Source organism: Shinella pollutisoli, from assembly GCF_024609765.1.
GTDB classification, from domain to species: domain Bacteria; phylum Pseudomonadota; class Alphaproteobacteria; order Rhizobiales; family Rhizobiaceae; genus Shinella; species Shinella pollutisoli.
Map to the genome: position 1 here is coordinate 11,975 of NZ_JANFDG010000003.1, position 20,909 is coordinate 32,883.

Annotated in this window: 21 protein-coding genes; 15 read left to right on the top strand and 6 right to left on the bottom strand. The window is 67.5% G+C overall.

Annotation, left to right across the window (positions count from 1 at the left end; translation table 11 throughout):
• Positions 1–5: 5 nt before the first annotated feature.
• The 3 genes from NNZ72_RS02920 to hslV all read right to left on the bottom strand — a co-directional run bounded on the left by NNZ72_RS02920 (position 6) and on the right by hslV (position 3,095).
• The gene (locus NNZ72_RS02920) at positions 6–935 is read right to left on the bottom strand and encodes a DUF1402 family protein (protein WP_257313097.1); all 930 of its coding nucleotides are present in this window, start codon (positions 933–935) and stop codon (positions 6–8) included.
• A gap of 180 nt (positions 936–1,115) precedes the next feature.
• On the bottom strand, positions 1,116–2,423 hold the full coding sequence (hslU, locus tag NNZ72_RS02925) for an ATP-dependent protease ATPase subunit HslU (protein ID WP_257312498.1): 1,308 nt from the start codon (positions 2,421–2,423) through the stop codon (positions 1,116–1,118).
• 111 nt (positions 2,424–2,534) lie between these two features.
• Positions 2,535–3,095, bottom strand: coding sequence for an ATP-dependent protease subunit HslV (gene hslV / locus NNZ72_RS02930; RefSeq protein WP_257312502.1), 561 nt, complete (start codon positions 3,093–3,095; stop codon positions 2,535–2,537).
• A gap of 173 nt (positions 3,096–3,268) precedes the next feature.
• Here hslV and hisB point away from each other — a divergent pair, with 173 nt between their 5' ends.
• From hisB to coaA, 7 genes are all read left to right on the top strand, one after another.
• On the top strand, positions 3,269–3,862 hold the full coding sequence (gene hisB / locus NNZ72_RS02935) for an imidazoleglycerol-phosphate dehydratase HisB (RefSeq protein WP_257312505.1): 594 nt from the start codon (positions 3,269–3,271) through the stop codon (positions 3,860–3,862).
• 22 nt (positions 3,863–3,884) lie between these two features.
• Positions 3,885–4,346, top strand: a complete 462-nt coding sequence (locus NNZ72_RS02940; RefSeq protein WP_257312508.1) for a DUF2628 domain-containing protein — start codon at positions 3,885–3,887, stop codon at positions 4,344–4,346.
• A gap of 2 nt (positions 4,347–4,348) precedes the next feature.
• Complete coding sequence (gene hisH, locus NNZ72_RS02945) at positions 4,349–4,990, top strand: imidazole glycerol phosphate synthase subunit HisH (protein WP_257312511.1); 642 nt, start codon at positions 4,349–4,351, stop codon at positions 4,988–4,990.
• Between the two features lies 1 nt (position 4,991).
• The gene (gene hisA, locus NNZ72_RS02950) at positions 4,992–5,735 is read left to right on the top strand and encodes a 1-(5-phosphoribosyl)-5-[(5-phosphoribosylamino)methylideneamino]imidazole-4-carboxamide isomerase (RefSeq protein WP_257312514.1); all 744 of its coding nucleotides are present in this window, start codon (positions 4,992–4,994) and stop codon (positions 5,733–5,735) included.
• Between the two features lie 106 nt (positions 5,736–5,841).
• Positions 5,842–6,618, top strand: a complete 777-nt coding sequence (hisF, locus tag NNZ72_RS02955; protein WP_257312520.1) for an imidazole glycerol phosphate synthase subunit HisF — start codon at positions 5,842–5,844, stop codon at positions 6,616–6,618.
• A gap of 9 nt (positions 6,619–6,627) precedes the next feature.
• A complete protein-coding gene (locus NNZ72_RS02960) occupies positions 6,628–6,951 on the top strand; it encodes a phosphoribosyl-ATP diphosphatase (protein WP_257312523.1) in 324 nt (107 codons plus the stop codon).
• Positions 6,948–7,943, top strand: a complete 996-nt coding sequence (coaA, locus tag NNZ72_RS02965) for a type I pantothenate kinase (RefSeq protein ID WP_257312526.1) — start codon at positions 6,948–6,950, stop codon at positions 7,941–7,943. Before NNZ72_RS02960 ends, coaA begins: the two co-directional genes overlap by 4 nt.
• A 62-nt stretch (positions 7,944–8,005) precedes the next feature.
• On the opposite strand, the gene NNZ72_RS02970 is transcribed toward coaA, so the two are convergent.
• The 3 genes from NNZ72_RS02970 to NNZ72_RS02980 all read right to left on the bottom strand — a co-directional run bounded on the left by NNZ72_RS02970 (position 8,006) and on the right by NNZ72_RS02980 (position 10,760).
• The gene (locus NNZ72_RS02970; protein WP_257312529.1) at positions 8,006–8,623 is read right to left on the bottom strand and encodes an alpha-ketoglutarate-dependent dioxygenase AlkB family protein; all 618 of its coding nucleotides are present in this window, start codon (positions 8,621–8,623) and stop codon (positions 8,006–8,008) included.
• On the bottom strand, positions 8,616–9,056 hold the full coding sequence (gene arfB, locus NNZ72_RS02975; protein ID WP_257312532.1) for an alternative ribosome rescue aminoacyl-tRNA hydrolase ArfB: 441 nt from the start codon (positions 9,054–9,056) through the stop codon (positions 8,616–8,618). Before arfB ends, NNZ72_RS02970 begins: the two co-directional genes overlap by 8 nt.
• Positions 9,057–9,149: 93 nt before the next feature.
• Entirely contained in the window at positions 9,150–10,760 is a 1,611-nt protein-coding gene (locus NNZ72_RS02980; protein WP_257312536.1) for a phosphoenolpyruvate carboxykinase, read from the bottom strand.
• 292 nt (positions 10,761–11,052) lie between these two features.
• Here NNZ72_RS02980 and NNZ72_RS02985 point away from each other — a divergent pair, with 292 nt between their 5' ends.
• From NNZ72_RS02985 to tsaE, 8 genes are all read left to right on the top strand, one after another.
• Positions 11,053–11,781, top strand: coding sequence for a response regulator transcription factor (locus NNZ72_RS02985; RefSeq protein WP_257312539.1), 729 nt, complete (start codon positions 11,053–11,055; stop codon positions 11,779–11,781).
• Positions 11,782–11,914: 133 nt separating this feature from the next.
• On the top strand, positions 11,915–13,657 hold the full coding sequence (locus tag NNZ72_RS02990) for a sensor histidine kinase (RefSeq protein ID WP_371747696.1): 1,743 nt from the start codon (positions 11,915–11,917) through the stop codon (positions 13,655–13,657).
• A 202-nt stretch (positions 13,658–13,859) separates the two neighbouring features.
• Positions 13,860–14,357: an HPr kinase/phosphorylase gene (locus tag NNZ72_RS03000; RefSeq protein WP_257312540.1), complete on the top strand. Its 498-nt coding sequence runs from the start codon at positions 13,860–13,862 to the stop codon at positions 14,355–14,357.
• A 111-nt stretch (positions 14,358–14,468) separates the two neighbouring features.
• Positions 14,469–14,870, top strand: coding sequence for a PTS sugar transporter subunit IIA (locus tag NNZ72_RS03005; RefSeq protein WP_257312543.1), 402 nt, complete (start codon positions 14,469–14,471; stop codon positions 14,868–14,870).
• Between the two features lie 16 nt (positions 14,871–14,886).
• Positions 14,887–15,159, top strand: a complete 273-nt coding sequence (locus NNZ72_RS03010) for an HPr family phosphocarrier protein (RefSeq protein WP_257312546.1) — start codon at positions 14,887–14,889, stop codon at positions 15,157–15,159.
• A gap of 112 nt (positions 15,160–15,271) precedes the next feature.
• A complete protein-coding gene (gene ahcY, locus NNZ72_RS03015; RefSeq protein ID WP_257312548.1) occupies positions 15,272–16,672 on the top strand; it encodes an adenosylhomocysteinase in 1,401 nt (466 codons plus the stop codon).
• A gap of 339 nt (positions 16,673–17,011) precedes the next feature.
• On the top strand, positions 17,012–19,390 hold the full coding sequence (locus NNZ72_RS03020) for a sensor histidine kinase (RefSeq protein WP_257313102.1): 2,379 nt from the start codon (positions 17,012–17,014) through the stop codon (positions 19,388–19,390).
• A gap of 7 nt (positions 19,391–19,397) precedes the next feature.
• Positions 19,398–20,900 carry a tRNA (adenosine(37)-N6)-threonylcarbamoyltransferase complex ATPase subunit type 1 TsaE gene (gene tsaE / locus NNZ72_RS03025; protein ID WP_257312552.1) on the top strand — a complete coding sequence of 501 codons (1,503 nt, stop codon included), beginning with the start codon at positions 19,398–19,400 and terminating at the stop codon, positions 20,898–20,900.
• Positions 20,901–20,909 lie beyond the last annotated feature (9 nt).

A 20,909-nucleotide genomic window follows, 5' to 3' on the forward strand; every position in this document is an offset into this window, starting at 1 on the left:
TGCGCTCAGAGCAGGCCCTTCAGCTCGTCGAGCCGGTCGTTGACCAGCCAGCCGTAGTAGTTCTCCTCCGGCCAGGTCGCCTCGCCCGACGCGCGGCGGGCGGCGAAGGCGGCGGCGCGGGCGTCCGGATTGCCGAGATTGTAGAGCGTGGCGGTGATGCCGGGATTGCGGGAGATGTCAACGCCGGCGATCCTGCGGTAGGCGTCGATGGAGCGCTTGATCGAGGCGGCCATGTAGGCAAGCGAGATGTCCGGGTCCATGATCGCCTTGTAGACGCCGGCCGCGTCGTTCTCGTCGAGCCGATCGTAGCCGGAGACGCGCGCCACGTCGTCGGTGAGCGTCAGCGCGGTCAGCGGGTTGATCTGGCCGAGGCCGAAGGTCTGCCCGGCATAGAAAGGCTGGAAGAAGACCGCGCTGAAACGGTTGTTCGGGAAGGCGGTGCCGCCGACGCTCTTGCCCTTGAACTGCCTGTTCCAGACGGTCTCGCGGCAGGTCCACAGCGCATAGGAGCCCGTCTTCTCCGCGCATTTCGCAAATTCCGGCCGGCCGACGAAATCGCCGATCGATTCGCCGTCATAGGCGAAGCGGAAATTGCCGGCATAGGACGCGGCCTTGACGTAGTAGCTCTGCAGCCGGTCGTAGGCGTCGACATTGTAGGTGTGCTCGCCGACGATCGCGCCGACCATGTGGATCGGGTCGATGCCGTACTGGCCCGCGACCTTGCGGATCTTGCCCATCAGCGCCCGGTCGGTGGCGAGCAGGTCGCGCACCTTCTCGTATTTCGCGTCGAAGGAGGTCTTGCCCGCCTTGGTGCGGCGCACGGAGGCGCCCGGAACCTGCGGCTGCTCGGCGTTGCGGTTGCCGGGCGGCACGAGCTCGGCGGCCGCCGCGAGGGTCTGGCCGTGAAGCAGGAGGGCCGCCGCGAGGGCAAGCATCAGGGAGAACTGTCGCACGGTCTGCGTTCCCGTCTTAACGATATCGGCGAATCGCGCCGATCGATGCAATCCAATCGTGTCGGAATCATGCCGAAGCACGGCAGGGGCCGGCCTGTCGAGGGCGGGAAGGCGCGAAAACGGCGACCGGCGGCCGCAAGCGCGGCCACCGGTGCCGAAACGTCACAGAATGTAGCGCGACAGGTCCGTGTTGGCGGCAAGCGCGCCGACATGCTTGCGGACATAGTCCGCATCGATGACGAGCCGGTCGCCGGACTTGTCCGGCGCCTCGAAGGAGATCTCGTCGAGCACCCGCTCCATCACCGTCTGCAGGCGCCGCGCACCGATGTTCTCGACGCTGGCGTTGAGCTGAACGGCGACGTCGGCGAGCGCGTCGATCGCGTCCTCGGTGAAGTCGAGCTCGACCTTCTCCGTCTCCATCAGCGCCTTGTACTGGCGGATGAGGCTCGCCTCGGTCTCCGTCAGGATGCGGCGGAAATCCTCCTTCGTCAGCGCGCGCAGCTCGACGCGGATCGGCAGGCGGCCCTGCAGCTCCGGCAGGAGGTCGGAGGGCTTGGAGACATGGAAGGCGCCGGAGGCGATGAAGAGGATATGGTCCGTCTTCACCGGCCCGTACTTGGTGGCGACCGTCGTGCCCTCGACCAGCGGCAGCAGGTCGCGCTGCACGCCCTCGCGCGAGACGCCGGCACCGAGCCCGCCGTCGCGGGCGGCGATCTTGTCGATCTCGTCGATGAAGACGATGCCGTCGTTCTCGGCCGAGCGGACGGCCTCGCGCTGGATCTGCTCATTGTCGAGGAGCTTGTCGGATTCGTCGTCGATCAGGATCTTGTAGCTGTCCTTGACCGTCGTCTTCACCTTCTTCGTGCGCCCGCCCATCGCCTTGCCGAACATCTCGGAGAGGTTCAGCACGCCGATATTGGCGCCCGGCATGCCGGGGATCTCGAAGCCGGGCATGCCGCCGCCGGTATCGGCGACGTCGATCTCGATCTCCTTGTCGTCGAGCTCGTTGTTGCGCAGCTTCTTGCGGAAGCTGTCGCGCGTGGCGGGCGAGGCGGTGGCGCCGACCAGCGCGTCGAGCACCCGCTCCTCGGCATTCGCATGGGCCTTGGCCGTCACCTCGGCGCGCTTCCTGTCGCGCACCAGCGCGATGCCGACCTCGACGAGGTCGCGCACGATCTGCTCGACGTCGCGGCCGACATAGCCGACCTCGGTGAACTTGGTCGCCTCGACCTTGACGAAGGGCGCGCCGGCGAGCTTGGCGAGGCGGCGCGAGATCTCCGTCTTGCCGACGCCGGTCGGGCCGATCATCAGGATGTTCTTCGGCATCACCTCGTCGCGCAGGTCCGGCGACAGCTGGTGGCGGCGCCAGCGGTTGCGCAGCGCGATCGCCACGGCGCGCTTGGCGTCCTTCTGGCCGATGATGTAGCGGTCGAGCTCGGAGACGATCTCGCGGGGGGAGAAATTGGACATGGGCTTTCCGTTTCTGGCAACGGTCCCGGGCCATCGTCGGCGCCGGGCCGTCCCGTATCAGTCCTTCATCTTGTCCGCGGCACCCGGCCGGACGGCCCGGGCATCGCGGCGTCAGCGGTCGGCGTCGAGCGTTTCGACGACGACATTGTGATTGGTGTAGACGCAGATGTCGCCGGCGATCTGCATGGCGCGCCGGGCGATCTCCTCGGCCGACTTGTCCGTGTCCATCAGCGCGCGGGCGGCCGCATAGGCATAGTTGCCGCCGGAGCCGATCGCCATCGTGCCGTGCTCGGGCTCCAGCACGTCGCCGTTGCCGGTGAGCGCCAGCGTGACGGACTTGTCGGCGACGAGCATCATCGCCTCCAGCCGGCGGAGATACCGGTCGGTGCGCCAGTCCTTGGCGAGCTCCACGGCCGCGCGCATGAGCTGGTCGGGATATTGCTCCAGTTTCGACTCCAGCCGTTCCAGCAGCGTGAAGGCGTCGGCCGTCGCGCCCGCGAAGCCGGCGATCACGTCGCCCTTGGCGAGGCGTCGGACCTTTCGCGCGTTGCCCTTCATGATCGTCTGGCCGAGGCTCACCTGGCCGTCGCCCGCCATCACCACCTTGCCGTCCTTGCGGACCGTGATGATGGTCGTGGCATGCATCGTCGCATAGGGATCGTGTTCACTCATGACATACCTTCAGGGCCCGTTGCCGGGCGGGATGCCACCCCCGCGGGGCGGCTTCGTCGACCCCTATGTAGGCGGCCCGCCGGCAATTGCAAAGGACCGCCGACACGCTGGCGTTTTGCGGCGCACCCTGTTATGGAGCGGCGTCAGCAGGCCGGAGAACCCCGGAGAAAACCATGAGCCGCAAAGCCAGCGTTTCGCGCAAGACGAACGAGACCGCCGTTTCCGTCACCGTCGACATCGACGGCACCGGCACGTCGACGATCTCGACGGGCGTCGGCTTCTTCGACCATATGCTGGACCAGCTCTCGCGCCATTCGCTGATCGACATGGAGATCAGGACCGAGGGCGACCTCCACGTCGACGACCACCACACCGTCGAGGACACCGGCATCGCCATCGGCCAGGCCATTGCGAAAGCGCTCGGCGACCGGCGCGGCATCACCCGCTACGCCTCGCTCGATCTCGCCATGGACGAGACGATGACGCGGGCCGCCGTCGACGTCTCCGGCCGGCCGTTCCTCGTCTGGAACGTCGCGTTCTCCGCGCCGAAGATCGGCACCTTCGACACAGAGTTGGTGCGCGAGTTCTTCCAGGCTCTCGCCCAGCACGCCGGCATCACCCTGCACATCCAGAACATCTACGGCGCGAACAACCATCACATCGCCGAGACCTGCTTCAAGGCCGTCGCGCGCGTGCTGAGAACCGCGACCGAGATCGACCCCCGCCAGGCAGGCCGCGTTCCCTCGACGAAGGGCTCGCTGGCCTGACGGCCCATCCGGAGGCCAAACCATGGCCACATTCCTCGTTCTGATCCCCCCGGGTGCGGCCGCGCACGACGAGAAGGCCCGCTTCCTGCGCGACCGCTTCTCCTGGATCGCCTTGCTGCTGCCGGTCCTCTGGCTGCTCTGGCACCGGGCTTTCGCCGCCGCGCTCCTCGCGCTCGCCGTGCAGGGCCTCGGCCTTGCGATCATCGGCCATGCGGGGCTCGGGGCCGCCGGCGCAGCACTTCTCCTTGCGACCGGCCTCATCGTCGCGCTCGAAGGCCCGTCGATGGTCGCCGCCGGCCTCGGATACAGGGGGTGGACGCAGGACGCCGTGATCGTCGCCGAGGACCGGGCGACGGCCGAGGAGATCTATTATACGGAAACCGCCGGCACGCCGGAGCGCGTCGAGCCCAGCCTCACGGCATCGGATGCCGGGCGCAGGCACGGGCCGATGCTCGGCCTCGTCGGTTTCGGGGAAGGACGCTGAGAATGCGCGTTGCGATCATCGACTACGGCTCGGGCAACCTGCGCTCGGCCACCAAGGCCTTCGAGCGGGCGGCCCGCGAGGCCGGGATTGCCGCCGAGATCGCGCTCACCGACAGGGCCGAGCGCGTCGCTTCCGCCGACCGGATCGTGCTGCCGGGCGTCGGCGCCTATGCCGATTGCCGCCGCGGCCTCGACGCCGTGCCCGGGATGGTAGAGGCGCTGCGCGAGGCGGTCGAGGCGAAGGGAAAACCCTTCCTCGGCATCTGCGTCGGCATGCAACTCATGTCCTCGCGCGGGCTGGAGAAGACCGTCACCGAGGGACTCGGCTGGATCAAGGGCGACGTCGTTCTCATGAAGCCTGCGGATCCCACGCTGAAGATCCCGCAGATCGGCTGGAACACGCTCGACCTGAAGCGTCCGCATCCGCTCTTCGACGGCATCCCGGCGGGGCTTCACGCCTATTTCGTCCATTCCTACCATCTCGCCGCGGCGGACGCGCAGGACGTGGTGGCGACCGTCGACTACGGCGGGCCGATGACCGCCTTCGTCGCCCGCGACAACAAGGCCGGCGCCCAGTTCCATCCGGAGAAGAGCCAGGCGCTCGGCCTTTCCCTCATCACCAATTTCCTGCGCTGGAAGCCGTAAGATGATCCTCTTTCCCGCCATCGACCTGAAGGACGGCCAGTGCGTTCGCCTGAAGCTCGGCGACATGGACCAGGCCACCGTCTACAATCCCGACCCCGCCGCCCAGGCGAAGGCCTTCGAGGACCAGGGTTTTAAGTGGCTGCATGTGGTCGACCTCAACGGCGCCTTCGCGGGGACAAGCGTCAACGGCGCCGCGGTCGACGCGATCCTCAAGGCGACGAGGAACCCGGTGCAGCTCGGCGGCGGCATCCGCACGCTCGACCATATCGAAAGCTGGCTTGCGCGCGGCCTCTCCCGCGTCATCCTCGGCACCGTCGCCGTGCGCGACCCGGCGCTCGTCATCGAGGCCTGCAAAAGGTTCCCCGGCAAGGTCGCCGTCGGCATCGACGCCAAGGGCGGCAAGGTGGCGGTCGAGGGCTGGGCGGAGGCCTCCGAGCTCGGCGTGATCGAGCTTGCGAAGAAGTTCGAGGGCGCGGGCGTGGCCGCGATCATCTATACCGACATCGACCGCGACGGCATCCTCGCCGGCATCAACTGGACCTCGACGCTGGAACTCGCCGATACAGTCTCGATCCCCGTCATCGCCTCCGGCGGGCTCGCCTCGATGGACGACATCCGCCGTCTCGTCGCCCCCGAGGCCCGCAAGCTGGAAGGCGCGATCTCCGGCCGCGCGCTCTACGACGGCCGGATCGATCCGGCGGAGGCCCTGGCCGTGATCCGTGAAGCGAAAGGACGTGCGGCGTGACCCTGAAAGCCCGCGTCATCCCATGCCTCGACGTCAAGGACAGCCCGCGACGCCCGCAGCCGCGGAGCGGCGAGGACGCGCAAAGCAAGAAAGAGGAGGCCGTCCTTTGACCCTCAAGGCCCGCGTCATCCCATGCCTGGACGTGAAGGACGGCCGTGTCGTCAAGGGCGTCAGCTTCGTCAACCTCATCGATGCGGGCGATCCGGTGGAGTCGGCCAAGGCCTATGACGCGGCCGGCGCCGACGAGCTCTGCTTCCTCGACATCACCGCCTCCTCCGACAACCGCGAGACGATCTTCGACGTGGTGGCGCGCACGGCCGAGCATTGCTTCATGCCGCTCACCGTCGGCGGCGGCGTGCGCGCGGTCGCCGACATCCGCAAGCTGCTGCTCGCCGGCGCCGACAAGGTGTCGATCAACTCGGCCGCCGTGGCGAACCCCGACTTCGTCGCCGAGGCCGCCGACAAGTTCGGCAACCAGTGCATCGTCGTCTCCATCGATTCCAAGAAGGTGTCGCAGGCAGGCGAGGAGGACCGCTGGGAAATCTTCACCCATGGCGGGCGCAAGCCGACCGGCATCGACGCCGTCGCCTTCGCCGAAAGGATGGTGGAGCGCGGCGCGGGCGAGCTGCTGCTCACCTCGATGGACCGCGACGGCAGCAAGAGCGGCTACGACATCGCGCTGACGCGCACCATCGCCGACCGCGTCTCCGTGCCGGTGATCGCGTCGGGCGGCGTCGGCACGCTCGACCACCTGGTCGAGGGCGTGCGCGACGGGCATGCGACCGCCGTGCTCGCCGCCTCGATCTTTCATTTCGGCACCTATACGATCGGCGAGGCCAAGCGCTACATGGCCGAGCACGGCATTCCCATGCGGCTCGACTGAGGAGAGGCCATGACCACCTTCACCCTTGCCGATCTCGAAGGCATCGTCGCGGAGCGCGCGAAAGCCGACCCATCGCAATCCTGGACGGCGAAGCTCGTTGCCGCCGGCCAGGGCAAAGCGGCGAAGAAACTCGGCGAGGAGGCGGTGGAAACGGTGATCGCCGCGATCGAGGGCGACCGGGCGGCACTCACCAGCGAGGCCGCCGACCTCCTCTATCACCTGATGGTCGTATTGAAAATCGGCGGCGTGGCGCTACAAGAGGTGCTGGAGGAGCTGGAGGGCCGTACGCGCCAGTCCGGCCTTGCGGAGAAGGCCGGCCGGCAGAACGGATGATCCAGGCAGCGCGCGACAAGGACCAGGCGGATATTCCGGACGATTTCGGAAATCACGACTATTCGCCCTATCGCTTCTTCTCCGCCGAGGAATGGGCGCATTTCCGCGCCGATACGCCGCTGACGCTGACGGCCGACGAGGTGCGCCGGCTGCGCTCGCTGAACGACCCGGTCGATCTCGACGAGGTCCGGCGCATCTACCTCTCGCTGTCGCGGCTTCTCTCGGCGCATGTCGAATCCTCGCAGATGCTGTTCGAGCAGCGCAAGCGCTTCCTCAGCCTCTCCAACGAATCGAAGACGCCCTTCGTCATCGGCATCGCCGGCTCGGTCGCGGTCGGAAAATCCACCACCGCCCGTATCCTCGCGGAACTGCTCTCGCGCTGGCCCTCCAGCCCCAAGGTCGATCTCGTGACGACCGACGGCTTCCTCCATCCGAACGCCGTGCTCCAGCGCGAGAACCTGATGGACCGGAAGGGCTTTCCGGAGAGCTACGACACCGGCGCGCTGCTCCGCTTCCTCTCGGCGATCAAGGCCGGCCTGCCGAACGTGCGCGCGCCGACCTATTCGCACCTCACCTACGACGTGCTGCCGAACACGTTCCGCACCATCGACCGCCCCGACATCCTGATCTTCGAGGGCATCAACGTGCTGCAGTCGCGCAACCTGCCGGCCGACGGCAAGATCGTGCCGATGGTCTCGGACTTCTTCGACTTCTCGATCTACATCCACGCCGAGGAGGCGCTGATCCACAACTGGTACGTGGAACGCTTCATGCGACTGCGCGACACCGCCTTCCGCAGTCCCGATTCCTACTTCCACCGCTACGCGACGATCGGCGAGGACGAGGCGCTGTCGATCGCTGAAGGCCTCTGGCACAACATCAACCTGAAGAACCTGCGCCAGAACATCCTGCCGACGCGCCCGCGCGCCGACCTGATCCTGCAGAAGGGTCCGAACCATCTCGTCGAGACGGTGGCGCTCCGCAAGCTCTGATCGCTTCACGCAATTCCGGACGGAAAACCGCTCCGCACTTTTCCTGGAATTACCTAAGCCGGCTAAGGATTCACCCGCCGTAACGTCAGATTGATCCGCCCGCCGTTCTTCAACAGCGTCGAGGTGCCCGGATAGATGCGGTCGACCCCGTGGAAGACCAGCCGGCTTTCGCCGCCGAGCACCAGCACGTCGCCGCTCGACAGGCGGAAGGAGCGCGTGGGGTCGTCGCGCCTGAGCCCGCCGACGCGGAAGAGGCACTGGTCGCCGAGCGAGACCGAGACGACGGGCGCGGCAAATTCGGCCTCGTCGCGATCCTGGTGCAGGCCCATCCGCGCCTCCCCGTCGTAGAAATTGACGAGACAGGCTTCCGGCGGAGCCTGGAAGCCGGCGACGGCCCGCCAGAGGTCGAGGAGAACGGCGGGAATCTCCGGCCAGGGTCTTCCCGTCTCGGGATGGGACGGCTGGTAGCGATAGCCGCGCTCGCGGTCCGTCACCCAGCCGAGCGGGCCGCAATTGGTCATGCGCACGGACATCGGCTTGCCGGTCCTCGGCATGCGCGGCACGAACAGCGGCGCATCCGCGACCACGCGGCGGATCGCGGCGACGAGACCCTCCTGCGCCTCGCGATCGTAGTAGCCGGGCAGGTAGCGCAGGCCGGGCGGCAGCGACGGGTCAGCCATTCTCGGACCTCGGCCGGCCGCGCATCTTCTTGACGTCGGCGCGGCCCGCCTTCTCCTTGAGCCGGCGCTCGACCGAGCCCTTCGTCGGCTTCGTCTTCCTGCGCGGCGGCGGTGGCGGCTCGGCGGCGGCGAGGAGCAGCTCCTTCAGCCGCTCGCGCGCATCCTCGCGGTTGCGCTCCTGGCTGCGGAAACGGTTCGCCTCGATCATCAGCACGCCGTCCTTCGACAGCCGCCGGCCGGCGAGCTTTTCCGCATTCGCCTTGATGCGGTCGGGAAGCGAGGGCGAGTTGCGCAGGTCGAAGAAGAGCTGGACGGCGGTCGAGACCTTGTTGACGTTCTGACCGCCCGGGCCGCTGGCCAGCACGAACTGCTCCGTCAGCTCCCAGCCGGCGATGGTGATGGAGCCCTTGATGTGGAGGGGGGCGCTGGCCATGGCACGTTCCTTTCCACGCCCTTGTAGCCGCCCGCGCACAAAACGGAAACCCGGCCTTGCGGCCGGGTTTCACGTGAATCAGCCGGCCTTGCCTTATTCGGCGGCGACCTTGAGGCCCGGCGCCGCGTCGCGGACGCTGCCGTCGACCTGATCCTCGAACTTCTCGAAGTTGGCGACGAACATGTCGACCAGCTTGCGCGCCTGCGCGTCATAGGCGGCCCCGCTCGCCCAGGTCGAGCGCGGGTCGAGGATCTTCGTGTCGACGCCCGGCACGGAGACCGGCACCTGGAAGCCGAAATTGTCGTCGCGGCGGAAGAGCGCGTTCTTCAGCGAGCCGTCGAGGGCGGCCGACAGCAGCGCGCGCGTCGCCCTGATCGGCATGCGCCGGCCCTCGCCGTAGGCACCGCCCGTCCAGCCGGTGTTGACCAGCCAGCAATCCACGCCGTGCCCGGCGATCAGCTCCTTGAGCAGGTTGCCGTAGACGGTCGGGTGGCGCGGCATGAAGGGCGCGCCGAAGCAGGTGGAGAAGGTCGCCTCCGGCTCGGTGACGCCGCGCTCCGTGCCCGCGACCTTGGCGGTGTAGCCGGAGAGGAAGTGGTACATCGCCTGGTCGGGCGTCAGCCGGGCGATCGGCGGCATCACGCCGAAGGCGTCGGCCGTCAGCATGATGATCGTCTTCGGATGGCCGGCGCGGCCGGTCTCGCTGGCGTTCGGGATGAAGTGCAGCGGATAGGCGCAGCGCGTGTTCTCCGTCAGCGAACCGTCGTCGAAGTCCGGCACGCCGTTGGCGTCGAGCACGACGTTTTCCAGCACGGTGCCGAAGCGCCGGGTCGTCGCGAAAATTTCCGGCTCGGCCTCGGCCGAGAGCCGGATCGTCTTGGCGTAGCAGCCGCCCTCGAAGTTGAAGACGCCGTTCTCGCCCCAGCCGTGCTCGTCGTCGCCGATCAGCGTGCGCTTCGGGTCGGCCGACAGCGTCGTCTTGCCGGTGCCGGAAAGGCCGAAGAAGACGGCGACGTCGTCCTCGGGCCCGACATTGGCCGAGCAATGCATCGGCATTACCTTCTTTTCCGGCAAGAGCCAGTTGAGCACGGTGAAGACCGACTTCTTCATCTCGCCGGCATAATAGGTGCCGGCGATCAGCACGATGCCGCGCGTCAGGTCGCAGGCGATCATCGTCTCGGTGCGGGCGCCGTGGCGCTCCGGATCGGCCTTGAAGGTCGGCAGGTCGATGATGGTGAGCTTCGGTGCGAAGGTCGCGAGCGCGGCCTCCTCCGGGCGGATCAGCAGGTTGCGGATGAACAGCGAGTGCCAGGCGAGCTCGGTGACGACGCGCGTCGGCAGCGCATAGTCGGCATCGGCACCGCCGACGAGGTCCTGCACGAAGAGGTCGCGGCCGGCGGCATGCGCCAGCATGTCGGCGTGGAGCGCGTCGAAATGCGCGCGCGACAGCGCCTTGTTGTTGTCCCACCAGATATGGTCGGCGGTATTCTCGTCCCGCACGACGAACTTGTCCTTGGGCGAACGGCCGGTGTGCTGGCCGGTCAGCGCGCGCAGCGCTCCGTGCGCGGTCTTGACCGCCTCGCCGCGGCCGAGGGCCTCCCCGTAGAGCGCCTCGGCGGCAAAATTGTACCGGACCGTGCCGTTCGTATGGATACCCATCGCGTCGAGCCCCAGGGCGGGGTTGCGAATTCCAAGTTCCTGCATGGTGCGGTTTTCCTCCATGGCGACAAAAGTCCCGCGTGAAATTTTCGTGAAACTAATCTGCGCATGACGGAAAAACAAGCGGGCAGTTCGAAATTAACCAATGATATCAAATAATTAATCGATTTAAAGAATTATCTTACTTTTTTAATCGGTTAAATAATCGATTTAAATCCCCGGCGGCGGCCGCGTCGAAAACGCACCCTTTATCTTCGCCACAATTTGTTCCACCTTTATCCCCAAGGAGGCGCATCGGAAAAAACCGGAAAGGGCGCCCATGACGATGGAGAGCAGGATGCAGACGATCGCACTCGTCGACGACGACCGGAATATTCTGACCTCCGTGTCGATCGCGCTGGAGGCGGAAGGCTACAAGGTCGAAACCTACACCGACGGCGCCTCCGCGCTCGACGGCCTTCTCGCCCGCCCGCCGCATCTCGCCATCTTCGACATCAAGATGCCGCGCATGGACGGGATGGAGCTCTTGCGCCGGCTGCGCCAGAAGTCGGACCTGCCGGTGATCTTCCTCACCTCCAAGGACGAGGAGATCGACGAGCTGTTCGGCCTGAAGATGGGCGCCGACGACTTCATCACCAAGCCGTTCTCGCAGCGCCTGCTGGTCGAGCGGGTGAAGGCGATCCTCAGGCGCGCCTCCAGCCGCGAGCAGGCCTCCGCCAATGCCGGCAGCGGCGCGGCCAAAAGCGGCGATACGCCGGCGCGCTCGCTGGAGCGCGGCCAGCTCGTCATGGACCAGGAGCGCCACACCTGCACCTGGAAGGGCGAGCCGGTGACGCTGACCGTCACGGAATTCCTGATCCTGCATTCGCTCGCCCAGCGGCCCGGCGTGGTGAAGAGCCGCGATTCGCTGATGGACGCCGCCTATGACGAACAGGTCTATGTCGACGACCGCACCATCGACAGCCACATCAAGCGGCTGCGCAAGAAGTTCAAGATGGTCGATGCCGATTTCGACATGATCGAGACGCTCTACGGCGTCGGCTACCGCTTCCGCGAGACCGCCTGAGGCGCGATTTCGCTTGCATCGACGGCGGCGGCAGGGCATGCCGCCGCTTTCGCATCGAGGATGACACCGCGTGTCGCAGACCGTTCTGGAGAGGGATGGAGAGGATATCGACGGCCGCCCCGCGCCGCGCTCGATCCGGCGACGCTGGACGCGGCCCTTCACGCTCGCCCGCCGCATCTTCGGCAACGCGGTCTTCTCCAGCCTCACGCGCCGCATCCTCTTCTTCAACCTCGTCGCCCTCCTCGTCCTCGTCGCCGGCATCCTCTATCTCAACCAGTTCCGCGAGGGGCTGATCGACGCCCGCGTCGAGAGCCTGCTGACGCAGGGCGAGATCATCGCCGGCGCGATCTCGGCATCCGCCTCCGTCGACACCAACTCGATCACCATCGATCCGGAGAAACTCCTGGAGTTGCAGGCCGGGCAGTCGATCACGCCGCTGCCGAACGACGAGGACCTGGAATTCCCGATCAATCCGGAGCGCGTGGCGCCGGTGCTGCGCCGCCTGATCTCGCCGACGCGCACCCGCGCACGCATCTACGACACCGACGCCAACCTGCTCCTCGATTCGCGCCATCTCTACACCCAGGGCCAGGTGCTGCGCTTCGACCTGCCGCCGGTCGAGCCCGAGAGCGTCGGCATCCTCGATCGCTTCAACGCCTGGTTCAACCGGCTGCTGCAGCCGGCCAACCTGCCGCAATACAAGGAGGCGCCGGGCGGCGACGGCTCGATCTACCCGGAGGTGATGAACGCGCTGACCGGCGTGCGCGGCGCGGTCGTGCGCGTCAACGACAAGGGCGAGCTGATCGTCTCCGTCGCCGTGCCGGTGCAGCGGTTCCGCGCGGTGCTCGGCGTGCTGCTGCTCTCGACGCAGGCCGGCGACATCGACAAGATCGTCCATGCCGAGCGGCTCGCCATCATGCGGGTTGCGGGGGTGGCGGGCCTCGTCAACATCGCGCTGTCGCTCTTGCTCTCCAGCACCATCGCCAATCCGCTGCGACGCCTCGCGGCGGCGGCGATCCGCGTGCGCCGCGGCGCCAAGGAGCGCGAGGAGATCCCCGACTTCTCCTCGCGGCAGGACGAGATCGGCAATCTGTCCGTGGCGCTGCGCCAGATGACGACGGCGCTCTACGACCGCATCGACGCGATCGAGAGCTTCGCCGCCGACGTGAGCCACGAGCTGAAGAACCCGCTGACCTCGCTCAGAAGCGCCGTCGAGACGCTGCCGCTCGCCCGCACGGACGAATCGAAGACGCGGCTCATGGACATCATCCAGCACGACGTGCGCCGCCTCGACCGGCTGATCAGCGACATTTCCGACGCCTCGCGCCTCGATGCGGAGCTCGCCCGCTCGGACGCGCGCACCGTCGATCTGGAAAAGCTGCTCGGCGACCTCATCGACATCTCCCGCCAGGTCAACAGCCGCAAGAAGCCGGTCACCCTCGATTTCGTCGTCGACCGCAGGGACAATCCCAAGGCCCGCTTCGAGATCTCCGGCTACGAGCTGCGCATCGGCCAGATCGTCACCAACCTCATCGACAATGCCCGCTCCTTCGTGCCGGAGAACGGCGGGCGGATCGTCGTACGCCTTTCGCGCGGGCGGAACGACCGCTGCCTGGTCCAGGTGGAGGACAACGGGCCGGGCATCCAGGCGGAAGACATCGACCGCATCTTCGAGCGCTTCTACACCGACCGCCCGGCGAGCGAAGGCTTCGGCCAGAATTCCGGCCTCGGCCTCTCCATCTCGCGCCAGATCGCCGAGGCGCACGGCGGCACGCTCAAGGCGGAGAACATCCTCGACAAGGCGACCGGTGCGGTCGCCGGCGCGCGCTTCACGCTGTCGCTGCCGACGAGCGGCGTGACGGGACCGCGGAAATGATGACGGCGAGGTTGCCGCAAATACAAGGCAGTGCGCCGCCATACCCCCCTCTGCCCTGCCGGGCATCTCCCCCTCTGGGGGGGAGATCGGCAAGATGCGAAAACCTTGCTCAAACCGCAGGGTTCGAGTGGGGCGGGACGATGCTCCATCCGATCTCCCCCCTTGAGGGGGAGATGCCCGGCAGGGCAGAGGGGGGTCAAGAATGACGCCGGTCCCCGCCAACGTGCACGGCACGGCGATCGTCGTCGGCACGACCGGCCTTCTCTTCATCGGCCGCTCGGGCGCCGGCAAGAGCGCGGTCGCGCTCCATTGCCTGGAGCAGGCCCGGCTGCGCGGCCTGTTCTCCGCGCTGGTGAGCGACGACCAGGTGCTGATCTCCATTGAAGGCGGGCGGGCGGTCGCCCGCGCACCGCGGACGATCGCGGGGCTCCTGGAGGTGCGCGGCGCCGGCGTCGTCCGCATGCCGGCGATCGAGGCGGCCGTCCTCGGCCGCGCCGTCGCGCCGCTTGCGCCCCCCTTCACCGAGCGGCTGCCGCCGGAGGAGGAGACCGCCGAGGTCCTGCCGCAGCTTTTTCTTCCGCTCACCCGGCTTCCGCTTTTTCCCGGCTGCTGCGCCTTTTCCACTCTTGTCGCGATTCATCCGGAAATCCTCCGGGGGTGGCGGTCAAAGGCTCGTGAAAAGGCGAAATCGGCCATTTAGGGCTTGCGCTCAAGCGTTTCATTGACAAGATGGCGTCCCCGACGGTGGACGGAATTGCTGCATTGCGGTATTCCGGCTCCGTTCTGTGCTGGGAAACTGGAGCGTCTGCATATGATCGGACTGGTGCTTGTCACCCATGGCAAGCTGGCGGAGGAATTTCGCCACGCCCTTGAACATGTCGTCGGTCCGCAAAAGGCGATCGAGACCGTGTGCATCGGCCCCGAGGACGACATGGACCAGCGCCGTCAGGACATCCTCGAGGCCGTCAAGCGCGCCGACGAGGGCAACGGCGTCATCATCCTCACCGACATGTTCGGCGGCACGCCCTCCAACCTCGCCATCTCCGTGATGACCGGCGCGGGCGTCGAGGTGATCGCCGGCGTCAACCTGCCCATGCTGATCAAGCTCGCCGGCGTGCGCGGCGAAAACGACATGGAGAAGGCGCTCGTCGACGCCTCGGAGGCCGGCCGCAAGTACATCAACGTGGCAAGCCGCGTGCTGAGCGGCAAGTAGAGGCGCGGCGCCGTCCATGACCGTCTCGAAGGAGCTTCTCATCATCAACAAGCGCGGCCTGCACGCCCGCGCCTCGGCCAAGTTCGTGCAGACGGTCGACGGCTTCGACGCCGAGGTCACCGTCACCAAGGACGGCATGACCGTCGGCGGCACCTCGATCATGGGCCTGATGATGCTGGCGGCAAGCCCCGGCTGCAGCGTGCTCGTGACGGCAACGGGCGCCCAGGCCCAGGAAGCGCTCGCCGCCCTCGACCGGCTCGTCGCCGACCGCTTCGGCGAGGAGATGTAGGCCCGCTGGGCCACATAAGGATATAAAGACTTCTTTATGTTCGGTTGCTCCGACCGCCTTTTCCTGATAGACGAGCGCCATAACGGAAAAGGCCAGACGGCTGGAGAAACCCATGACCACCACGCATGACTACCACGTCGCCGACATCGGGCTTGCCGATTTCGGCCGCAAGGAAATCGCCATCGCCGAGACGGAAATGCCGGGCCTGATGGCCTGCCGCGAGGAATTCGGCGCTTCCAAGCCGCTGAAGGGCGCGCGCATCACCGGCTCGCTGCACATGACGATCCAGACCGCCGTGCTGATCGAGACGCTGGTGGCGCTCGGCGCCGAGGTCCGCTGGGCCTCCTGCAACATCTTCTCCACCCAGGACCACGCCGCAGCCGCCATCGCCGCCGCCGGCATCCCGGTCTATGCCGTCAAGGGCGAGACGCTCACCGAATACTGGCAATATACCGACAAGATCTTCCAGTGGGCCGACGGCGGCTTCTCCAACATGATCCTCGACGACGGCGGCGACGCCACCATGTACATCCTGCTCGGCGCGCGCGCGGAAGCGGGCGAGGACGTGCTGTCGAAGCCGGGCTCCGAGGAAGAGGAGATCCTCTTCGCGCAGATCAGGACGCGCCTTGCCGCCTCGCCGGGCTGGTTCACGAAGCAGCGCGACGCCATCAGGGGCGTCACCGAGGAGACGACCACCGGCGTCAACCGCCTCTACCAGCTGCAGCAGAAGGGTTTGCTGCCCTTCCCGGCGATCAACGTCAACGACTCGGTCACCAAGTCGAAGTTCGACAACAAGTACGGCTGCAAGGAATCGCTGGTCGACGGCATCCGCCGCGGCACCGACGTGATGATGGCCGGCAAGGTCGCCGTCGTCTGCGGCTACGGCGACGTCGGCAAGGGCTCGGCCGCGTCGCTCAGCGGCGCCGGCGCCCGCGTCAAGGTCACGGAGGTCGACCCGATCTGCGCGCTGCAGGCCGCCATGGACGGCTTCGAGGTCGTGCAGCTGGAAGACGTCGCCGGCAGCGCCGACATCTTCATCACCACCACCGGCAACAAGGACGTCATCCGCCTCGAGCACATGCGGGCGATGAAGGACATGGCGATCGTCGGCAACATCGGCCACTTCGACAACGAGATCCAGGTCGCGGCGCTGCGCAATTTCAAGTGGACCAACATCAAGCCGCAGGTCGACATGATCGAGTTCCCGAAGGGCAACCGCATCATCCTGCTCTCGGAAGGCCGGCTCCTCAACCTCGGCAATGCGACCGGCCACCCGTCCTTCGTGATGTCGGCCTCCTTCTCCAACCAGGTGCTGGCCCAGATCGAGCTCTTCACCAAGGGCGAGGCCTACAAGAACGAGGTCTACGTGCTGCCGAAGCAGCTCGACGAGAAGGTCGCGCGCCTCCATCTCGCCAAGCTCGGCGCCAAGCTCACCGAGCTTTCCTCCGAGCAGGCCGACTATATCGGCGTCGGCCGTGAGGGTCCGTTCAAGGCGGAACACTACAGGTATTGATCCTTACCCGACTTATCCACAACATGTGGAGGCCGCGTGCTTGACAAAGCGCGCGGCCTCTTTTTTGGGCGCGTCCCTTCCCGCCGATTCGGGAAACAAGTATCCTTCAATCTCCCGATTCGGCGCCGGATGCGGACCTGGCGCGCCGGACGGGGATGTCCGATCAGCGGCAAATTGGACGGAGACGGAACGGGGATGATGGCGGAATTGGAACGAGGCCGTTCCGGGCAGGCGCACGCGCTGCCGGGATGCGGGACGACGCATGCGGACGGTGCGAACCCCGCCGGACGGCGGCGACGCCGCTTCTTCTCGCTGCTCGCCGCCGGCTCGGCGCTGACCATGGCGGCGGGCCCGGCGCAGGCCGCGCCCTATCTCGCCACCGGCGAGATCGTCACCGTCTCGATGCTGCTCGGCGTCCTGTCGGCCGCCGTGGTCTCGACGCTCTGGACGGTGCGCCTGCGCGGCCGGACGGAGACGACGAACCGCGACCTCAAGGCCCATCTCGCCGACGCCCGCCACACCGTTTCCCGCCTCCACGCGCTGATCGGCGACAAGAACCGGCGCATCGTCGTCTGGGACGGCCTGTCGCAGAAGCCGGAATTCCTGGGCGAACTGCCGCCGGAGACCGGCGCGCCCGCCGCCGACCGCGATTTCCTCGCCTTCGGCCGCTGGATGACGCCGGCATCGGCCGGGGCGATCGAGCGCGCCATCGAGACGCTGCGCGCGCAGGCGCAGAGCTTCGACCTCATTGTCGAGACGGCGCGCGGCGAGGTGCTGGAAGCGCAGGGCCGCGTCTCCGGCGGGCAGGCCTTCGTGCGCTTCATCGCCCTCAACAACCTGCGCGCCGAGGCGGCGGAATTGAAGCTGGAACGCGACCGGCTCGTCGCCGCGCTCGCCACGCTGCAGAACCTGCTCGACCAGATCGACCTGCCCGTCTGGCAGCGCGACGCGGGCGGCAAGCTCTCCTGGGTGAACGCCGCCTACGCGCAGGCCGTCGAGGCCGCCGACGCCGCGCGCGCCGTCAGCGAGGGCCGCGAGCTTCTTCCCACCATTGCGCGCGAGAAGATCCGGTCCGCGAGCACCTACGACACGCCGTTCCGCGACAAGGTCTCGACCGTCATCCGCGGCAACCGCGGCTTCCTCGACGTGGTCGACGCCAAGAGCCCGACCGGCTCGGCCGGCATCGCCATCGACGTCTCCGACGCGGAAGCGGTGCGCGAGGAGCTGGCCCGCACGCTGAAGAGCCACGCCGAGACGCTCGACCATCTCGCCACGCCCGTCGCGATCTTCGACGGCGAGCAGCGTCTGCAGTTCTACAACCAGGCCTTCCAGCAGGTCTGGGGCCTGGAGACCGCCTTCCTGGAGACCAAGCCCGGCAACGGCGAGCTCTTCGACCGGCTGCGCGCGGCGGGAAAACTGCCCGAGCAGCTCAACTGGCGGCAGTGGAAGGAGAACGCCCTTTCCGTCTACCGCGCCATCGACACGCAGACGGACCTCTGGCACCTGCCGAACGGCCAGACGCTGCGCGTCTTCGCCACCGCCCGCCCGCAGGGCGGCGCCACCTGGGTGTTCGAGAACCTGACCGAGAAGGTCGCGCTCGAGGCCCGCTACAACACGCTGGTGCAGGTGCAGGACGAGACGATCGACCATCTCGCCGAAGGGGTCGCGGTGTTCAGCCCGGACGGGCGCATCCGCCTTTCCAACCCCGCCTTCCGGGCGCTCTGGGGCATCACCGAGGATGAGGCGAAGCCCGGCACCCACATCCGCGCCATCGAGCAGGCCTGCGCGGCTTCCTACGACAAGCCGGACGGCTGGAAGCGCTTCGCCCATATCATCACCAGCTTCGACGACGAGCGCCCGTCCTGCCAGGGCGTGCTGGAGCTTCGCACCGGGCTGGTGCTCGACTTCGCGGTCATCCCGCTTTCCAACGCGCAGACGATGCTCACCTTCGTCAACATCACCGACAGCGTGCGCGTCAGCCGCGCGCTCACCGAGAAGAACGAGGCCCTGCGCAAGGCCGATGCGCTGAAGAACGACTTCGTCCAGCACGTCTCCTACGAGCTGCGCTCGCCGCTCACCAACATCATCGGCTTCGCCGAGCTCCTGAAGACGCCGACCATGGGCGACCTCACCGAGCGGCAGGCCGAATATGTCGACCATATCGCCACGTCCTCGGCGGTGCTGCTGACCATCGTCAACGACATCCTCGACCTTGCCACCGTCGACGCCGGCATCATGGAGCTCGACTACAGCGAGATCAACCTGACCGACCTCGTCGACGACGTCGCGCTGCAGTTCTCCGACCGGCTGCAGGAAGGCCGGCTGACGCTGGAGATCGTCGCGCCCGACGCGCTCGGCACCATCGTCGCCGACCCGCAGCGCCTCAAGCAGATCCTCGTCAAGCTGCTCAGCAACGCGGCCAACTTCGCCCCCGAGGGCTCCTCGATCCGCCTCGCCTGCCGGCGCGAGGGCACCGACTTCGTCTTCACCGTCTCCGACGCCGGCCCCGGCATTCCGCAGGACGTGCTGAAGACCGTGTTCGGCCGCTTCGAGAGCCACGGCCGCCACAGCGGCGCCGGCCTCGGCCTCTCGATCGTCGAGAGCTTCGTCAGCCTGCACAACGGCACCGTCACCATCGACAGCCGCGAGGGCGAGGGCACGGACGTGACCTGCCGCATTCCGACCGCGGCGATGCCGGCGGTCGCGGCGGCGGAATAGGGCGCGGATGCCCGGGGAAACGCTTTTCCTCGCCGACGAGGCCGCGACGATCCGCTTCGGCGAGGACATGGCGCTGGCGCTGAAACGCGGCGACTATCTGGCGCTTTCCGGCGATCTCGGCGCCGGGAAATCGACCTTCGCCCGCGCCCTGATCCGCGCCGTCGCCGACGACGCCGGGCTGGAGGTGCCGAGCCCGACCTTCACGCTCGTCCAGACCTACGCGCTCCGGCTCCCCGTTGCCCATTTCGACCTCTACCGCATCGCCGACGCCGCCGAGATCGACGAGCTCGGCTTCGACGAGGCGCTTTCCGACGGCGTCTGCCTGGTCGAATGGCCGGAGAAGGGCGAAGGGGCGCTGCCCGAGGACGGCATCACGCTCCGCTTCCTGCACGAGGGCGCCGGCCGGCGCGTCGAGATCGCGGCACCCGAGGCGTCGCTCGCCCGCATCCGCCGCACGCTCGCCATCCGCCGCTTCCTCGACGAAGCCGGCTATGGAAATGCGGCGCGGCGGCACCTGACGGGCGACGCCTCCGTGCGCGCCTACGAGCGCGTCCATGCCGGCGGCGAACGCTTCGTGCTGATGGATGCGCCGCGGCACCCACCGGGGCCGATCCTCGCCGACGGCAAGTACTACCAGCAGATCGCCCATATCGCCGAGGACGTCCGCCCCTTCATCGCCGTCGCCCGGCACCTCGCCGCGCGCGGCCTGCGCGCGCCAGAAATCCATCGGGCAGATATCGGCGAGGGCATACTGCTGATCGAGGACCTCGGCGGCGAGGGCGTGCTCGACGCCGACGGCGGGCCGATCGCCGAGCGCTACCTCGAAAGCGCCGCATGCCTCGCCCGCCTGCACGCGCAACCCTTCGCACGCGATCTTCCCGTCACCGGCGACATCGTCCACCGCGTGCCGGACTTCGACCGCGACGCGATGCAGATCGAGGTGAGCCTGCTTGCCGACTGGTATGTCCCCTGGAAGCGCGGCGCGCCGCTGCCCGAGGCGAAGCGGCGGGCCTATGTCGCGATCTGGGACGGGCTGATCGAAACGCTCGCCGACGGCGAGCGCAACCTGCTGCTCCGCGACTTCCATTCGCCGAACATCCTCTGGCAGGCGCAGGCGACAGGGATCGGCCGCGTCGGCCTCATCGATTTCCAGGATGCGATGATCGGCCCGACGGCCTACGACGTCGCCTCGCTCGCACAGGACGCCCGCGTCGACATGCCGGCCGGCCTTACCGACGACGTGCTCGCCCGCTATCTGGCGCTGCGCGAAGAAAACAGTCCCGGCTTCGATCGCGACCGCTTCCTGCGCGACTGGCACATCATGGCGGCGCAGCGCAACTGCAAGCTCGTCGGCATCTGGGTGCGGCTGATGCGGCGCGACGGCAAGCCGGCCTACATGCGCCACATGCCGCGCACGCTCAGCAATCTCGACCGGGCGCTCTCCCATCCCGATCTCTCCCCCTTGCGCGACTGGTGCGGAAAGGCTGGAATCCTCGCGACCGAATCATGATCGCGGGAC

Excerpts from the sequence above, each read along its gene's own strand:
- NNZ72_RS02920 (WP_257313097.1), bottom strand. The coding sequence starts at position 935 with ATGCTTGCCCTCGCGGCGGCCCTCCTGCTTCACGGCCAGACCCTCGCG.
- hslU (WP_257312498.1), bottom strand. The coding sequence starts at position 2,423 with ATGTCCAATTTCTCCCCCCGCGAGATCGTCTCCGAGCTCGACCGCTAC.
- hslV (WP_257312502.1), bottom strand. The coding sequence starts at position 3,095 with ATGAGTGAACACGATCCCTATGCGACGATGCATGCCACGACCATCATC.
- hisB (WP_257312505.1), top strand. The coding sequence starts at position 3,269 with ATGAGCCGCAAAGCCAGCGTTTCGCGCAAGACGAACGAGACCGCCGTT.
- NNZ72_RS02940 (WP_257312508.1), top strand. The coding sequence starts at position 3,885 with ATGGCCACATTCCTCGTTCTGATCCCCCCGGGTGCGGCCGCGCACGAC.
- hisH (WP_257312511.1), top strand. The coding sequence starts at position 4,349 with ATGCGCGTTGCGATCATCGACTACGGCTCGGGCAACCTGCGCTCGGCC.
- hisA (WP_257312514.1), top strand. The coding sequence starts at position 4,992 with ATGATCCTCTTTCCCGCCATCGACCTGAAGGACGGCCAGTGCGTTCGC.
- NNZ72_RS02960 (WP_257312523.1), top strand. The coding sequence starts at position 6,628 with ATGACCACCTTCACCCTTGCCGATCTCGAAGGCATCGTCGCGGAGCGC.
- coaA (WP_257312526.1), top strand. The coding sequence starts at position 6,948 with ATGATCCAGGCAGCGCGCGACAAGGACCAGGCGGATATTCCGGACGAT.
- NNZ72_RS02970 (WP_257312529.1), bottom strand. The coding sequence starts at position 8,623 with ATGGCTGACCCGTCGCTGCCGCCCGGCCTGCGCTACCTGCCCGGCTAC.
- arfB (WP_257312532.1), bottom strand. The coding sequence starts at position 9,056 with ATGGCCAGCGCCCCCCTCCACATCAAGGGCTCCATCACCATCGCCGGC.
- NNZ72_RS02980 (WP_257312536.1), bottom strand. The coding sequence starts at position 10,760 with ATGCAGGAACTTGGAATTCGCAACCCCGCCCTGGGGCTCGACGCGATG.
- NNZ72_RS02985 (WP_257312539.1), top strand. The coding sequence starts at position 11,053 with ATGCAGACGATCGCACTCGTCGACGACGACCGGAATATTCTGACCTCC.
- NNZ72_RS03000 (WP_257312540.1), top strand. The coding sequence starts at position 13,860 with ATGACGCCGGTCCCCGCCAACGTGCACGGCACGGCGATCGTCGTCGGC.
- NNZ72_RS03005 (WP_257312543.1), top strand. The coding sequence starts at position 14,469 with ATGATCGGACTGGTGCTTGTCACCCATGGCAAGCTGGCGGAGGAATTT.
- NNZ72_RS03010 (WP_257312546.1), top strand. The coding sequence starts at position 14,887 with ATGACCGTCTCGAAGGAGCTTCTCATCATCAACAAGCGCGGCCTGCAC.
- ahcY (WP_257312548.1), top strand. The coding sequence starts at position 15,272 with ATGACCACCACGCATGACTACCACGTCGCCGACATCGGGCTTGCCGAT.
- NNZ72_RS03020 (WP_257313102.1), top strand. The coding sequence starts at position 17,012 with ATGGCGGCGGGCCCGGCGCAGGCCGCGCCCTATCTCGCCACCGGCGAG.
- tsaE (WP_257312552.1), top strand. The coding sequence starts at position 19,398 with ATGCCCGGGGAAACGCTTTTCCTCGCCGACGAGGCCGCGACGATCCGC.